General features: G+C 67.0%; 14 protein-coding genes. 9 read left to right on the top strand and 5 right to left on the bottom strand.

All coding sequences use genetic code 11. The features are described 5' to 3' along the window. Positions 1-251: 251 nt before the first annotated feature. Entirely contained in the window at positions 252-2,729 is a 2,478-nt protein-coding gene (locus tag ACSVC7_RS21195) for an ATP-binding protein (RefSeq protein ID WP_448206465.1), read from the bottom strand. Positions 2,730-2,914: 185 nt separating this feature from the next. On the opposite strand from ACSVC7_RS21195, the gene murJ reads away from it, so the two are divergent. Next, the gene (murJ, locus tag ACSVC7_RS21190) at positions 2,915-4,480 is read left to right on the top strand and encodes a murein biosynthesis integral membrane protein MurJ (protein WP_448206464.1); all 1,566 of its coding nucleotides are present in this window, start codon (positions 2,915-2,917) and stop codon (positions 4,478-4,480) included. 13 nt (positions 4,481-4,493) lie between these two features. On the opposite strand, the gene ACSVC7_RS21185 is transcribed toward murJ, so the two are convergent. Continuing rightward, positions 4,494-5,036 carry a PAS domain-containing protein gene (locus ACSVC7_RS21185; RefSeq protein ID WP_448206463.1) on the bottom strand — a complete coding sequence of 181 codons (543 nt, stop codon included), beginning with the start codon at positions 5,034-5,036 and terminating at the stop codon, positions 4,494-4,496. A 172-nt stretch (positions 5,037-5,208) separates the two neighbouring features. Between ACSVC7_RS21185 and trpS the strand changes: the two genes are divergently transcribed. Together trpS and ACSVC7_RS21175 are read left to right on the top strand one after the other, a co-directional pair. Then, the gene (gene trpS / locus ACSVC7_RS21180) at positions 5,209-6,207 is read left to right on the top strand and encodes a tryptophan--tRNA ligase (protein ID WP_448206462.1); all 999 of its coding nucleotides are present in this window, start codon (positions 5,209-5,211) and stop codon (positions 6,205-6,207) included. A 105-nt stretch (positions 6,208-6,312) separates the two neighbouring features. Continuing rightward, entirely contained in the window at positions 6,313-6,930 is a 618-nt protein-coding gene (locus ACSVC7_RS21175) for a pyroglutamyl-peptidase I (protein ID WP_448206461.1), read from the top strand. A gap of 192 nt (positions 6,931-7,122) precedes the next feature. Here the strand turns inward: ACSVC7_RS21175 and ACSVC7_RS21170 are convergent, their stop codons facing one another. Beyond that, positions 7,123-7,494, bottom strand: a complete 372-nt coding sequence (locus ACSVC7_RS21170; RefSeq protein ID WP_448206460.1) for a MarR family winged helix-turn-helix transcriptional regulator — start codon at positions 7,492-7,494, stop codon at positions 7,123-7,125. Between the two features lie 379 nt (positions 7,495-7,873). Beyond that, positions 7,874-8,071: a hypothetical protein gene (locus ACSVC7_RS21165; protein WP_448206459.1), complete on the bottom strand. Its 198-nt coding sequence runs from the start codon at positions 8,069-8,071 to the stop codon at positions 7,874-7,876. Between the two features lie 184 nt (positions 8,072-8,255). Between ACSVC7_RS21165 and ACSVC7_RS21160 the strand changes: the two genes are divergently transcribed. Continuing rightward, positions 8,256-8,675, top strand: coding sequence for a hypothetical protein (locus ACSVC7_RS21160; protein ID WP_448206458.1), 420 nt, complete (start codon positions 8,256-8,258; stop codon positions 8,673-8,675). A gap of 101 nt (positions 8,676-8,776) precedes the next feature. Further along, positions 8,777-10,300 carry an alpha/beta hydrolase gene (locus tag ACSVC7_RS21155; RefSeq protein WP_448206457.1) on the top strand — a complete coding sequence of 508 codons (1,524 nt, stop codon included), beginning with the start codon at positions 8,777-8,779 and terminating at the stop codon, positions 10,298-10,300. 122 nt (positions 10,301-10,422) lie between these two features. On the opposite strand, the gene ACSVC7_RS21150 is transcribed toward ACSVC7_RS21155, so the two are convergent. Continuing rightward, positions 10,423-10,977, bottom strand: a complete 555-nt coding sequence (locus ACSVC7_RS21150) for a magnesium chelatase subunit ChlI family protein (protein ID WP_448206456.1) — start codon at positions 10,975-10,977, stop codon at positions 10,423-10,425. Between the two features lie 147 nt (positions 10,978-11,124). On the opposite strand from ACSVC7_RS21150, the gene ACSVC7_RS21145 reads away from it, so the two are divergent. The 4 genes from ACSVC7_RS21145 to ACSVC7_RS21130 all read left to right on the top strand — a co-directional run bounded on the left by ACSVC7_RS21145 (position 11,125) and on the right by ACSVC7_RS21130 (position 15,675). Then, positions 11,125-11,787 (top strand): TnsA endonuclease N-terminal domain-containing protein, encoded by a 663-nt coding sequence (locus tag ACSVC7_RS21145; protein ID WP_448206455.1) that lies wholly within the window; start codon positions 11,125-11,127, stop codon positions 11,785-11,787. Positions 11,788-11,856: 69 nt separating this feature from the next. Further along, a complete protein-coding gene (locus ACSVC7_RS21140) occupies positions 11,857-13,770 on the top strand; it encodes a TnsB C-terminal domain-containing protein (protein WP_448206454.1) in 1,914 nt (637 codons plus the stop codon). Further along, entirely contained in the window at positions 13,736-14,614 is an 879-nt protein-coding gene (locus tag ACSVC7_RS21135; RefSeq protein ID WP_448206453.1) for a TniB family NTP-binding protein, read from the top strand. The genes ACSVC7_RS21140 and ACSVC7_RS21135 overlap by 35 nt, the downstream gene beginning before the upstream one ends. Beyond that, positions 14,551-15,675: a TniQ family protein gene (locus tag ACSVC7_RS21130; RefSeq protein ID WP_448206452.1), complete on the top strand. Its 1,125-nt coding sequence runs from the start codon at positions 14,551-14,553 to the stop codon at positions 15,673-15,675. Before ACSVC7_RS21135 ends, ACSVC7_RS21130 begins: the two co-directional genes overlap by 64 nt. Positions 15,676-15,681 lie beyond the last annotated feature (6 nt).

Raw genomic sequence — 15,681 nt, 5'->3', positions numbered from 1 at the left:
GCGCAAAGCATAGCGTCGCATCGGTCGGCCCTCCCGTCAGCCGACGCTCTATGAATCACGCATTCCGCCCGCTGGGAATCCCCTAACTGACGACACGCCCTAACCCTCTCCCCAGAGGGGAGAGGGAATTGAAATGCGATTGCCCTTCCCTCGCCCGCGTCGGTGATTGCCAAGGAGTCGGCGATTGCCAAGGGGCGGCACGGGCTGGAGTCGGCGATTGCCAAAAGGGAACTTCTCGGCTTCCTTGGCAATCACCGACCGTCCGCCGGTTCGGGCTGGGCCGTGTCCAGGGCGTCGGCGACGGCGCGTTGCAGGTCCTCGGCGATGACGGGCTTGTGCAGAACGCGGAAGTTGCCGGCCTCGGCCTCGGCGAGGCGTTCCGGCGCCGTGTCGCCGGTGACCAGGATGCCGGGGACCATGCGCCCCACCGCGCGGCGGACTTCGCGGATGATTTCGGTGCCGGTCCGATTGTCGGCCAGCCGGTAGTCGGCGACGATGACGTCGGGGGCCGGGTTGGCGGCGACCAGCCGCAGCGCCTCGGCGCAGCTTTCGGCGGCGAGGGCGGCGTGGCCCCATTGGGCCATCATCATGCGCATGCCTTCGCGGACGATGGGGTCGTCCTCCACGACCAGCACGGTGGTCGCGGGGCGGTCGGCGGTCGGGGGAGCCGGCTTGGCCAGTGGTGCGGGCGGCGGTTCGGCGGCGGCCGGCCGGGCCAGCGGGACCTCCACGCGGAAGACCGACCCGCCCTCCGGTTCGGAGCGCAGCGTCACCCGGTGGTTCAGCATCTGCGCCAGACGGCGCACCACCGCCAGCCCGAGCCCCAGCCCCTGGTCGCGGTCGCGGCTGGGGTTGCCGACCTGCACGAACTCCTGGAAGATCTCCTCCTGGCGGTCGGCGGGGATGCCGATGCCGGTGTCCCACACCTCGATCCGCAGCACATCGCCGCGCCGGCGGCAGCCGACCAGGATGCGCCCCTTCGGGGTGTAGCGCAGCGCGTTCTCGACGAGGTTCTGGAGGATGCGGCCCAGCAGCATCGGGTCGCTGTTCACATGGGCCGAGCAGGGGACGATGTGCAGGACAAGGCCCTTGCGCGCGGCCACGGGCCGGCTGTTGGCGGCGATGCGGTCCAGCAGTTCCGACACCGGGAAAACCTTGCGCGCCGGCTCCACCGCGCCGGCTTCCAGGCGGGAGACGTCGAGCAGCCCGTCCAGCAGCATCTTCAGCGCGTTCAACGCCCGGTCCATGGTGCCCAGCACCTTGCGCGTCTGGTCGTCGGCGGCGCGGACGGATAGCACCTCCATCAGCAGCAGAAGCGACTGCACGGGCTGGCGCAGGTCGTGGCTGGCGGCGGCCAGGAACTTGGACTTGGCGATGTTGGCCCGCTCCGCCTCGCGCCGTGCCTCGGCCAGGGCCGCCTGGGCGTTCTTGTGTTCGGAGATGTCGCGGACGGTGGCGATCACGCTGACCAGCCGCCCCGCGTCGTCGCGAACGGGCGAGGCGCGCAGTTCCAGCCAGATCGCCGGTTCCGCGGCGTCCGCGCCGGGGCGCAGGAACTCCACGCGGGTGTCGCCGTCGGCGGCGATGCCCTTGCGCAGGGGCTGGAAGATCTCCGGGTCGGGCACGGGGCCTTCCAGGATGCTCAGCACCGGACGGCGGAGCACGTCGTCATCGGCCAGCCCCATCAGCCGTTCGAAGGCGGGGTTGGCGTAGACCGCCGGCATGCCGGGCTGGGTGGCGTCGGCGATCAGGATGCCGTCGCCGCTCCAGGCCATGGCGCGGTTGCGGATGCGCAGCGCCCGGTCGTTGCGCCGGCGCCGCTGCAACTCGACCAGGAAGGCGGTGGTGAACAGCAGCACCACGGCCGTCATGGTGGCCGCCCAGGCCTGCGAAATGAACCGGTTGTGGCGCCAGGGGCCGAACACGGTGTCCACCGACTCGCCCACGACGGTGACCAACGGATAGTCGCGCGACAGGCGGTAGGCCAGGATCCGCTCCACCCCGTCGATGGGGCTGACGGACTGCTCGTGCCCGATGGGGGCCTGCGCCAGCTTCGGCCAGATCCAGGAATTCGCGAATGTGCGGCCGGCCACCTCCTCCTGCATCGGCTGCCGCGCCAGGGTCGGGCCGTCGGCGCGGATCAGGGCGACGGAGCTGCCGGGCGGCAAATCCAGCCCGCCGTAGAAGCGCGCCAGGGTCTGCGCCGGAACGTCGGCGACGGCGACGCCGCGGAACCGGCCATCGGTGCCGTCCAGCCGCCGCGACACGGGGATGAACACCTCCCGCGTGCCGGGGCTGACGAAGGGCATGCCGATGACGAAGCCCTTCCGGATCGCCTTGGTGTGCGCCCCGTCCCGGTGCAACAGAAACTCGTCCCGCTCCATCATCAGGTCGCGGGTGGTGGTCCGCCCCAGGGCCATGGTCATCTGGCCGTGCTCGTCATAGATGCGGATGGAGGCGGCCAGCCCCTCGTCGAACGAGCGCCGGGCGGGGATGAGGAGGGGAATATCCCGTTCCACATGGGACGAGACGTCGATCAGCAGGTCGTCCAGCCGCCGGAAGGTGGCGATGGCCTGCTCTTCCACCAGCTGCGCCATGGTGGCGGTGTGCTGGCGGGTGGTGTCCATCAGGAACCGCTCCTCGCGGTCGATGCGGTCGAGCATGGCCCACCACAGCGCCGCGATGGCGACCCCGACGGCCACCGCGGGAAGGATCAGGCGGGCGTCCACACCCTTTGAAAAGCTGGTCCCCCTTCCCAACGCGGTCCTCGAATTCTGCTTTTAGGTGACAATGCATGAGCAACACTGCTCTCCGCAATGGGCAAGCTCAGGCCGGGCCTATCCCATTGGTGGTGTCACCCGATGCTTATGCGGGGCTTCCCAGCCCGGACGGCGACCGCTATACCCGCCTTTCCATGAGTTTCGCCCGTTCCATCGCCACCGTCGGCGGCCTGACCCTGCTGAGCCGGCTCGCCGGTTTCGCCCGCGACATATTGACCGCGGCCGTGCTCGGCGCCGGGCCGGCGGCGGACGCTTTCTTCGTCGCGCTGAAGCTGCCGAACTTTTTCCGCCGCCTGTTCGCGGAGGGCGCGTTCGGCGTCGCCTTCGTGCCGCTGTTCGCGGCGGAGTTGCAGCGCAACGGCCGCGCCGCCGCCGTGGCCTTCGCGGAGCAGGCGCTGGCGGTGCTGCTGGCGGTGCTGCTGCCCTTCACCGTGCTGGCCGTGGCGGCCATGCCAGGACTGATGCACGGGCTGGCTCCCGGCTTCGTGGACGAGCCGGAGAAGTTCGCGCTGGCCGTGGACATGGCGCGGCTGACCTTTCCTTACCTGATGCTGGTGTCGCTGGTGGCGCTGCTGGGCGGCGTGCTGAACGCGCTGGACCGCTTCGGGCCATTCGCGGCGGCGCCCGTCGCCTTCAACCTGACGCTGATCGCGGCCCTGCTGGCCGCTCCGCGCCTGGGTCTGGAGCCGGGCCGCGCCATGGCGGCGGCGGTGACGCTGTCGGGCGTGGTGCAGGTGGTCTGGATGGCCTGGGCCTGCCGCGCGGCGGGGGTGACGCTGCGGCTGGTCCGGCCGCGCCTGACGGAAGGTATGCGGCGGCTGTTCCGGCTGGTCGGGCCGGGGGCGGTGGGCGCCGGGGTCGTGCAGATCAACCTGTTCCTGAACGTGGTGCTGGCCTCGCTGCTGCCGTCGGGGGCGGTGTCCTTCCTCTATTACGCCGACCGGCTGAACCAGATGCCGCTGGGCATCATCGGCATCGCCATCGGCACGGCCCTGTTGCCCGTTCTGGCCCGCTACGCCGCGGCCGGCGACGAGCGCATGGTCCGCCACTATCTCAGCCGCGCGCTGGAGTTCAGCCTGCTGATGGGCCTGCCGGCGGCGGTGGCGCTGGGCGTGGCCGGGGCGCCCATCGTCGGCGTCCTGTTCGAGCGCGGCGCCTTCGGCCCGGCGGAGGCGCAGGCCACGGCCTGGGCGCTGGCCGCCTACGCCGTCGGCATCCCGGCCCACGTCATCGTGAAGGCGCTGAACGCCGCCTTCTTTGCCCGACAGGACACCACCACCCCGGTGCGCGTCGCCGTCGTGGTGACCGTCGCCAACGCGGCCCTGGGGCTCGCGCTGATGCCCGTCCTCCAGCATGTGGGCATCGCGCTGGCGACCGGGCTGACGGCGTGGCTGAACCTTGCCCTGCTGGTGCGCGCGCTGCGCGGGCGCGGGTTCCTGCAGTTGGACGAGCGCTTCCTGCGGCGTGCCCCGCGCATCGCGGCGGCGGCGGTCGGCATGGGGGCTGGGCTGATGCTGGGCGGGGCCGCGCTGGCCCCCTGGCTGGAGGCGCCGGCCACGCTGGTGCGCTTCGGCGCGCTGGGGCTTCTGGTCAGCGGCGGCATGGCGCTGTTCGCCGTCCTGGCCCAGCTTCTGGGGGGCGCCGACCTCGCCGACGTGAAGGCGTTCCTGCGCAAGGAGCCGGCCGGGGAGCTTCCGTAAAGGGCCGCCCCGGTCAGAGCTTCAGCGCGCCGGGGTTGGCGAACACCGTCCGGCTCCAGTGCAGCACGTTGTAGGCGTATTCGCAGTAGAGGATGTGGGTGACGCCCGTCTCGTCGCCGCAGGGCAGCAGGACGCGGATGATCTCCCCGAAATTCACGAGCGCGCCGTTCGGGGTCAGCACCTCGTAGACCGGCTTCCTGTCGGCGATGCACGGGTAATAGCCGTCCAGCAGGAACTTCAGCGCATCGGACCCGTAGACCACGTCCAGATACTTCCCGGTCAGGTCGACGCCGGCCGTGTTGACGATCTCCGACCCGTCCAGCGTGACCTTGAAGCGCAGAGGCTCCCGCTCCACGCGGATGATTCGGATGTGGCCGAGCCAGGGCCGGAAATCCTCGAACGCGAAGTCTTGCCGTGCCGGGACGATCCGCCCCCCGCGCCGCTCCTCCCACAGCCGTTCCAGATCCTTCAGCAGCCGCAGCCCGACGTCCCGGCTGTTCCTTGCCGCAAGCGACTGGCGGGCCAGCGCGGCGCTGTCCGGCGAGTCCGGGCTCATGCGATCACCTTCGGCGAAAATTTTGCGTACGGACTATAGAGCATCGGCACAGCAGCGGGAGGGGCGATCTGTGACAACGGGCGGCGCCGCATGTCTCCGCCGGATGGCTTGACCCGGTCCGGTTCCGGGGCGATAACACCGGCCTTCCAGAAGTTTCGAGCGAGAGAACACCGTGAACCGCATCTTCTCCGGCATGCAGCCGACCCGGCAGCTTCACCTCGGCAACTATCTGGGGGCGCTGCGCAACTGGGTTGAGCTGCAGAACGCCTACGAATGCATCTTCTGCGTCGTGGACCTGCACGCGCTGACCATCGACCAGGACCCGGAAGTCCTGCGCAACAACATCCGCGAGGTCACGGCCGCCTACATCGCCGCCGGCATCGACCCGGAGAAGAACATCCTCTTCAACCAGTCCTTCGTCTCCGCCCATTCGGAGCTGGGCTGGATCCTGTCCTGCCACACGCCGCTGGGCTGGCTGAACCGCATGACGCAGTTCAAGGAAAAAGCCGGCAAGCAGAAGGACATGGCAAACCTCGGCCTGTACTCCTACCCGGTGCTGATGGCCGCCGACATCCTGCTGTACAAGGCGACCCACGTTCCGGTGGGCGAGGACCAGAAGCAGCATCTGGAACTGGCCCGCGACATCGCCGGCGCCTTCAACCGCCGCTACGAGACCGAGTTCTTCCCGCTGCCCGAGCCGCAGATCCTGGGCGAGGCGACGCGCGTCATGTCGCTGCGCGACGGCACCAAGAAGATGAGCAAGTCGGACGAGTCCGAATATTCGCGCATCAACATGACCGACGACGCCGACACCATCGCGACGAAGATCCGCAAGGCCAAGACCGATCCGGAACCGCTGCCGGACAATGTGACCGAGCTGGAGAAGCGTCCGGAGGCCGACAACCTCGTCACCATCTACGCCGCCCTGTCCAGCCAGACGCGCGAGCAGACGGTGCAGCAGTTCGCCGGCGCCCAGTTCTCCGGCTTCAAGTCGGCGCTGGTCGACGTGGCGGTCGCCAAGCTCGCGCCCATGACCACGCGCATGAAGGAACTGCTGGACGACAAGGCCGAGATCGACCGCCTGCTCCGCAAGGGCGGCGAGCGCGCCCAGGCCATCGCCGAGAAGAACCTGAACGACGTGAAGGACATCATCGGCCTTCTCCGTCCCTGAAGCGAACTGGCGTTCGCTTCAGGTCCATATGGCCTCATTCGCCGGCCGGGCTCCGGTCGCACATGCGACCGGGACCGCGGTCGCGGTCCTGAGCGGGTCGATACCGTGACGCAACCCATCCTCCTCACCGGCTTCCAGCCCTTCGGCGACAACGCCGTCAACCCGACGGCGCTGCTGATGGAGCGACTGGCCGGGGAGCCGGGGATCGTCACGGCCGTCCTTCCCGTCGAATACGACGCCTGCGCGGAGGCTTTCGCCGCGCTGTTGGAGCAGCACCAGCCGGTCGCCGCGCTCTGCTTCGGCCTTGCCGTCCGCACCGACTACATCCAGATCGAACGCCTCGCCTGGAACCGGGACGAGAGCGGGCAGCCCGACAACGCCGGCGTGGTGCGCGAGGACGCGCCCATCGTGCCGGACGGCCCCACCGCCTACGGCTCCGCCCTGCCGATCCCGATGCTGATGCGGGAATTGGCAATCGCCGGCCTGCCGGTGACCTTCAGCGACTTCGCCGGCGGCTTCGTCTGCAACCACCTGTTCTACCGGGCGCGGCACCTGATCGAGACGCAGGGCCTCGACCTGCCGATGGGCTTCATCCACCTGCCGCCCCTGCCGGAGCAGGTCGCCGACCAGCCGGGCCGCCGGGGCCTGCCGCTCGACCGCCAGGAACTGGCCGTGCGCACCCTGGTCGGCCTGCTGCGCCACGGGATGGCGGAGAGCGCGTGATCCTTGGAAGCAGCAGGGGCTTCACGGATTTCACGGATTAGACCACGGATTTCACGGATTAAAAAAGATCCGTGCGCAGCGCCGGCTTCCCACGAAGCCGTCGCGCCGCAAGCCAAAGAAAAATCCGTGTGATCCGTGCTTAAATCCGTGGAATCCGTGTAAATCCTGTTGTCCGGCACGGAGCGGACACCATCACGCCGATTTGGCCTGTTTGCGATCCGGCACGCTGACGATAGCGCGCAGTTCGTCGAGGAACGCGCGGCCCCGGTCGGTCAGCGTGACGATCTTGCGGCGGCGCTCCCGCGGGTCTTCCTGCGCCTGGACGAGGTCCAGACCGGCCTTGCCGAAGCTGTGCCAGCGGCTGAGCGCCGCGACGTTGCGCGAGGCGGAGGATTGGGCGATGCCCAGACGTTCCGCAAGCTCGCCAATCGAAATCCCTTCATTCTGCGCGATCGTCATGAACGACAGCGCGTACTGGATCGGCAGGTCGGGATCGAGCTTGCGAAACGCCTCAAGCACATGGACGACGGTGGCTACCTCGTCATGACGAGCGCGGGCCGGCATCAGCGAGCCCCCCCGCCGGAGGTCCCCATCGGGCCGGTGTGTAGATGATGTGCAGGCGTCCAAGCCATATCACGAATTCCCCGTTTTCCCGCCGGACATCGAAAACACGATCCGGAGAGGCCCAGAGGGCGTGCTCAACGAAGACGGAACGGCCGCAAAGGCTCCAAAAGACACACATGGCTTCCTCTCGATATCCGGAATTCCCGTTCCAGTCCCAGGCACCCAAATCGGGCGGCGGTAAGGTTGCGGCCGTAAGCTCGCATGGTCGGATCGCCATGTCGGCGATGCCAGGTGGTCGGTACGATGGCTTTCATCGTGGTCTCCGTGGGTTGAAAGGATGTGCCGGCTGTTGAGATCCGACGGGATCCGGTATCGCCCGTCAGCGGTAGGCTTGCAACGTCAAAAATGACCGCGCGTCCGAAAAGTTCCGCTCGCGGATGTGTTCGGCCGCAAGATGGCCGTGTTCGGAGCCGGTCAGTCCGACGTCGCGCCGCAGGTGGTCGCACAGGTGCTCCACCCCGGCGTCCCCGCCGGAATCCAGCCATCTCCGCCGCAAGGCGTTCCAAAGCGTCTGCATGGGATCCTCCTGTTTGCAGAGACGCAAAACATCCGCTAGCGGATGGATTGCGTCAAGAAGCGTTGCATGGAATCCCCGGCGGTGTGTGCCGGCGGCAACAGGGCGGCGGCCCGGAACCTCGCTTCCCGACCCCCTGTTGCACCGGGACGAACCGGCCAAAAGCCGCCGACAGGGGAGGACACCCGTGCAGACCGCCAACGTGAACGATCCCAAAAGCGTCGAAGCCCTGTATTCCCGAGCCGACTTCGAGAAGGAGGCGCGGCTGAACTCCCAGGACAAGACGACCGTCCAGCACGGCCTGATGATCCTGTCCGAACCGGGACCCGACGGCACCTTCTCCCTCCAGCGGGCGAACCGGCATGTGGGCGAGGCGCAGGACACCGCCAACAGCGTCTTTCTCTGCCCCTTGCTGAACAGCGCCGAATACGGCGCCTTCGTCCAGAACGACACCGCCTATGGCGGCCCGGTCGACCCGCCGAAGCGGCCGTCCGACCGGGCCGATCCCTACCGCGCCTTCATCGACGACGTGATCCAGGCGGCGCGCACCGCCCATTTCCCTCCCGGCGTGCCGGCCGAGTGTCTGAAGGGCTTCCACGGGGGCTGACCGGCCGAAACCGCCCGGTCTGCGGTCGATAGCGCCTGGACAAGCCCGGTTCGCTGGGCCAAACAGGGGCATCGTTCCCGACGTCCGGCCAGACATCCCGCGTGTCCACATCCCGCGTGTCCGTTTCCGCTCCCCGCCCGCGATCCTGGTGGCTTTTGGCCGCGCTGCTCGCCCAACTCGCCGCAGCGCCCGCTCCGGCGCTGGCGGAGCCGCGCTTCGTCCCCGGTCCCTGCTGGTTCTCGGTGCCGGAGGGGGAGGCGGCGCTCTGCGGCACGGTCGCCGTGCCCGACCGCCGCGACCGCCCGGCCACGCGGGCCTTCCGCCTGCCGGTCGTGGTGCTGCTGTCCACCGCCAGGCAGCCAGCCCCCGACCCGGTCCTGTTCCTGGAGGGCGGCCCCGGCGCCTCCCCCTTCGGCGGCGGCGAGGCCGTCGAGGAGCGGATGGAGGTGTGGTGGGAGCTGTCCGCCCCCTTCCGCCGCACGCGCAATGTGGTGCTGTTCGATCCGCGCGGCGTCGGCCGGGCGGAGCCGGACACCGACTGTCCGGAGCTGGACGTGCTTGGCGCCTCCCCCCGCCCGCGCCCGGTGTCGCGGGAGCGCCGCGCCGCGCTGGAGCGCGCCGCCGTCATCGCCTGCGTGGAGCGGTTCAAGGCCGGGGGGCTGGACGGCGCCCTGTTCTCCAGCCCCGCCGCCGCCGACGACGCCATGGACGTGGCGACCGCGCTGGGCGCGCCGCGGGTCAACCTGTTCGCCGTGTCCTATGGCACGCGGGTGGCGCTGGAGGCGTTGCGGCGCCACGGCGCGCGGGTCCGCACCGCCGTGCTCGATTCCGTCTACCCGCCCGACGTGAACGCGGTGGAGGAGGCGCCCTGGCTCGCCCACCGGGCCTTCCGGCGGCTGTTCGACGACTGTGCGGCCAACCGCTCCTGCCGCGCCGCCTTCCCGGATCTGGAGGGGCGGTTCCTGGAACTGGTGGAGCGGCTGGAAAAGGCGCCGGTCGACGCGCCGGTCGGCAACCCGGACATCCCCCAGGCGATCCGCCTGGACAACGCCGCCGCCATGTCCGCCCTGCTGGAGGCGATGGCCGAGGGCGATCCGGTGCCGCGCCTGCCCGCCCTGATCGACCGCGCCGCGCGCGGCCGGTACGAACGGCTGGCCGACTGGGTGCCGGGCCTGTGGCTGGGCGACGCCGACACGGCGGAGGGCGTGGCCTTCTCCATCGAATGCCGCGAGACGGTCAACCCCGCCGACCCGGCGAAGCTGGCCGACAGCGCGCGCCGCTTCGCGCCCTTCGGCACCCTGGCCGCGGACGATCCCGGCCGGCGCGTCTGCACACAATGGCCCGCCGGCGCCCAGGACCCGGTGGAGCGCCTGCCGGTGGCGAGCCCCGCGCCGGTGCTGCTGCTGTCTGGCGCCTACGACCCGCTGACCCCGCCGGACTGGGCCGAGCGTGCCGCCGTCACCCTGCCGAAGAGCCGCCTTCTGGTGTTCCGCAGCGCCGGCCATCTGGTGACCGGGTCGGACGACTGCGCCGTGGCCGCCGCCGCCCTGTTCGTGGAGCAGGAAACGCTGCCCCCCAACATCTGCCCCAACGCCGCCAAGCCGCCCGCGTTCGAGGGACCATAGAGGGGCCGTAGGTTGGGTTAAGCGCAGCGCAACCCAACATGTCCGAATGGCGGCGCGCGTTGGGTTGCGCCTGCGGCTTAACCCAACCTACGAGGTTGCTGCGAGGCCACGGGAGCGATTGCTCAACGCCCCGGCGCGATGCGGCGGTAGCTCAGCGCCTCGGCGATGTGGTGGCGGCGCACGCCGGAACTGCCCTCCAGGTCGGCGAGCGTGCGGGCGACGCGCATCACGCGGTGATAGCCGCGCGCCGACAGCTTCATCCGCTCCGCCGCCTCGGTCAGCAGGGCACGCCCCGGCTGGTCCGGCCCGGCGACCTTCTCCAGCAGTTCCCCGTCCGCCTCGGCGTTGGTGCGCACGGCGCGGCCTTCCGGATAGGGGCCGAGCGCGGCGTAGCGCTCCGCCTGGATCGCGCGGGCGGCGGCCACGCGCTCCGCCACGTCGGCGCTGCCCTCGGCGGGCGGCGGCAGGCTGAGGTCGGCGGGGCTGACCGCCGGCACGTCGATGTGCAGGTCGATGCGGTCGAACAGCGGGCCTGAAATTTTCGACTGGTAGTCGGCGGCGCATTTCGGCGCGCGGGCGCAGGCCAGCGACGGGTCGTCCAGATGGCCGCAGCGGCAGGGGTTCATCGCGGCGACCAGCTGCTGAGGATTTGAAAACGCCATGAACCCACCGCTCACTCACTCTTCAAATTCAGATACGCACGACGGGCAATGCTGTCACGAGAGCACGCCTCGGATTGCAGCTTGTCATAAGTTGGTGCTTCGAAATCTCCCCTGTGAATCGCTGCTGGGGAAGGTACCCTCGGTCAACGGAGGGGCCGCCCCATGAGCACGCGCAACATCCGCCCGACCTCATCAAGCGTTACCGGTACGGTGCAAAGCGCCTGCGGAATCGGGCCGCTGCATTTCGAGAGCACTCTCGAACGGGACTTGCTCATTCTGCTCGACTTCCACCCGGCAACCGTCTCCATCGAGACGCAACCCGTCACCATAGAGTACGAGCACGAGGGGAAGCGCCACCGATACACCCCCGACGTGCTCGCCCGCTTTCACCCTTCCCGGACCATGCCCTGCGGGACGCATCAAAGGGTGCTGTTCGAGGTGAAGTACGCGGCCGACCTCCGTCGAAAATGGACGGACCTGCGTCCCAAGTTCTCTGCGGCCAAGACGTGGGCCCTAGCTCACGGGATGGTTTTCCATGTCATCACCGAGCAGCGAATCCGAACGCCGCTTCTGGCGAATGCAAATCTGCTGAACCGCGCTCGCCAACTGGGTGCAGAGAGAAGCGAGAGCTTGATTGGAGCAATTCACGACTGTCTGGAAGCCGGCCCTCAGCCGATTCGCTTACTGCTTGCTCTAGGCCTTGGCGAACCTTGGCTTGTGCGCAAACATATCCACCACATCATGCGCATTGACTGGTTGCGTGCCGACCTGACGGTACCCCTCACGGATGATACCGTGGTCAGAAACTGGTGGACCGACGTCTGATATGGCCCAACCAAGAAACACCGATGCGCACGCTGTCGGACGGTGCCGTAACAGGGGGAAGGTGTGAACATGCCTGACGTTTCGTACCGCCCCGGCAGCATACTGTATCTCGGCCCAGAGCAGGTCAGGGTCGCGAAACCAATCGACTTCTACACGGTACTGGTCACGCGGGTGGGCGATGGAAGCGTTTTGGTGGCCAAAACAACCGATCTCACCACTCGCCCACCGACGGATGCAGGGCCGACCCAGGTTGCCCTCGAGTCTTTGACGCCGGAGCAGATCGCCGAAGCCGACCGCCGAGTCGCGATGCTGACCCCATTGCTGAGTCATGGTCGGGCCCCCGGCGCTGTTCAGGCGGAGGTCGCGGCGTCGCTGGGCGTGTCACGCTCGACCGTCTACCGGATGCGGCGTCGCTATCTCGAGAACCCACGCCGCAGCGCGCTGGTACGGGGAAAGCCGGACGGTGGCCGTGGCAAATCCCGCCTTTCTCCGGAACAGGACGCGCTCCTGAACGAGGTTATCGAGAAGCACTACCTGAAAACCTCGAAGCCCCGCGTCACGGGAACCTACAAGGCGCTCAAGGACCTCTGCCGGACGGCAAAGATCGAGCCTCCCAGTTATGGAACGCTGCGGAATCGCATTCTTGCCCTTGATCCAAAGACCCGCCTGATCGGTCGTGAGGGGCGCCGCCGGGCCCGGCAACTGCTGGCCCCGCGGCTCAAGCACTTTCCCGGTGCGGACTTTCCGCTCGCGGTCGTGCAGATCGACCACACGTTGATGGACGTATTCCTCGTCGACAGCATCTACCGGGAGCCGATCGGACGGCCCTGGCTGACGATCGCCATCGACGTCTACAGCCGCATGGTGACCGGCTTCTATGTTTCCTTTGAGCACGCCGGGTCGATGTCCGTCGGCATGTGCATCTACCGTTCCATCGTCGAGAAAGAGACGTGGCTGCGTGAACTTGGGGTTCCCGGGGAGTGGCCGATGCGGGGAAAGCCGGCCAAGCTTCTCATGGACAATGCCAAGGAGTTCCGCGGACACATGGTCAAGGAGGCGTGCCGCGAGTTCGGCATCGATCCTCATTTCCGTCCGGTCAAACGACCGTCGTACGGCGGCACGATTGAGCGGCTGATGGGGACCATCGCCAACGAAACCCACCTTCTGGTCGGTACGACAAAGGAGGACGCGGTCAAACTCGGCGCCTACGACCCGCAAAAGCATGCCAGATTTACGTTGCGCGAGTTGGAGGCCTGGCTCGCGGATTGGATCGTCAATGACTACCACAAACGTCACCATTCCGGGCTTGGCTGCTCGCCGCTGAAGCAAGCTCACGAAGGTTTTTTCGGTGACAACGGCATTGGCATACCCGACGATGCAGAGGATAAATGCCGGCTCAAGTTGGCGCTTATGCCAGTGGACACCCGTAAAATACTCGATTACGGAATTCGCATCGACTACGTGAATTGGTGGAGCCCTGCACTCCATCAATACTATGATCCGGAGGCGAAAAGGCGCAAAGATCGGATGATTCGTTACGATCCACGCGACATGAGGACCATCTGGGTTTGGTTGGATGAATTGAACGATTATCTCGCGGTCGGCTACGCGAACCCCGATTTTCCGCCGATGACCCGATGGGACCTGAAGCGTGCGATTCGTCACGCCAAAGACGTCGCCGAGTCCGAGCGGGCGATCACCGAGCGTGAGATTGCGGAGGCCCACCGCCGGCTGCAGGAGCGCGAGCAAGAGGCGATTGCCAAAACGAAAAGCGTTCGGCGGTCGAAGCGTTTCAAGCTCCAGGCGGAAAAGCGACGGCACCATGTCGAAGAGGCTACGCGCCACCTTCCTCACCGTCCGCCGGCTCCGCCCAAGCCTATTGAGCCACTGCCAAGTGCCGCTGATGATGATACTCTGGCGCCATTCGATGATCAGCACATCAGAATAGATGGCCTTCGATCACCTCCATCCCGCAGCGGTTGAACTGCTCGCCTTGCCCGCAGAAGAGCGGATGCCGGCCGCATGGAAAGGTCTTTGGCTCGGGTATCCGACGGCCTTGGACATTCACGCACGCTTGGAGGCGATGCTTTGCATGCCGCAAGCGGCGGGGCCACGATGCCTGCTGCTGTGGGGACCAGCGCGAAATGGCAAGACGACTCTGCTCGATGAATTCGTGCGCCGGCATCCGGCTGTGCCACGTGAGGACGCTGACGCCGTTGAGATCCCGGTGATTAAGATCGATGCCCCGGTGCGGGCCGACGAGCGCCGCTTCTGGTGTGCTGTGCTGCGGGAGTTCGGAGCCGTGTTCCGGCCTACGGAGCCGATGGCCAGTTTGGAAAGCCAAGCGTTGGCCTTGTTCCGGCGATGCCACGTCCGTATGTTGATGATCGACGAATTGCACAACATCTTGGTGGAAGCACGCCGGGACCGGCAAAGAGCCTTTCTCGTTGTGGTCAAGGAACTGTGCAATCACCTGCAAATACCCGTTATTGCGGCCGGCACGGAGGAGGCGCGAACGGTTTTGCGGAGCGACCCACAGTTGGATGGTCGGTTTTCACGAACCGTCCTGCCTGCGTGGAGATTTGGGGACGAGTTCCGTCGTCTTCTTGCAACCTTTGAAAGGATGATTCCGTTTCCGGAACCGTCAAGGCTATCTGCGGGTGCGATGGCGCGCCGGATCCACTCTTACACAGACGGGACCATGGGGAAGGTAAGCGGCCTTCTCTACGATGCCGCCTGTCTCGGGGCCATGCGAGTCCTGCCATGCATCACCGAGGCTCTCATCGACGAGGCACAGGCGATGAGCGGCGATGGAACACACGGCTAAGTCCTATGTCACCGCTGCGGCTGTGGCCCTATCATCCAAAGCCGCTCGAGGATGAATCGTTGTCCTCCTGGATCGGGCGTGTGGTGGTCGGCAATGGGACTCGCCCACAGACATTCTTTCTCGTTCACAAGCGCCTTGACGTGCGTCCTCTTGACCTTGACCGCTCCGCTGACGACGCTCTCTTGGACCTGTTCGCGACTCGAACAGCGACCCCGTACGACCGTGTTGTAGCGACGACGTTCCGCAGCCTCATCGGGACGATGATTGAAGCGATTCCAACACGTGGTAACCTGCCTTGGGCGGTCAACGCCATTCGTTACGTTTCACATTGGGGCGGCTGTGGTCAGCAATGGTGTCCGGCCTGCCTTGCGGACGACGTCGTACCCTATTATCGATTGGGTTGGCGCCTTGCCTCCTCGGCGTGTTGCCCCAGACACGGCATCCTGTTGGCCGATCGCTGCCATCAGTGTGGTATGCCCGCATCGCCGCTGAAGCACCCGGAACCGGTATGTCACGCCTGCGGGGTGGATCGACGAGAGTATCCGCGCGTATCTGGCGAAGCGACAGCCATTGAATACGAAGCCCTATTGGGGCACATACGTCGCAACGCCGTTGTACGCTTGGGGGAATACGGTGCAGTTCATCCCATCAGCTATTTTCGTGTGGTTCGGCACCTTTTGAAGATATTGGCATTCGGCCCTCGTGCTTTGGCATTGCGAGAGATCGTTGCCCACACATACGGAGGGCAAAGCCATTTGCAATATCAGCCACAACGAGCCGTTCACGTTGAGTTGGAAAGCCTTTGCCCACAAGACCGCCACGCTCTTTTGGGCCTGGCAGCACGCCTGCTGGTCGGCTGGCCTTTCCGGTTCATCGGCGCGTGTCTGGAGGCTAGGGTAACCTCGAACTACGCTGCTAAGGATTTGGCAGATCCCCCTTTTTGTATCTGGGATCCCATCCGAGCTTACCTTCTGGACCCACGCCCTCCTGCACGCCCGAGGGGTGTGTTTCGTAGCAGGCGCCTGGATGGTCGCCGGTTACGGAAGATCGCTCATCCGTAACAAAGG

It is taken from the genome of Azospirillum mesophilum (genome assembly GCF_053470405.2).
The sequence above is the reverse complement of the archived record's forward strand: the minus strand, read 5'-3'. Positions and strand labels throughout refer to the sequence as shown.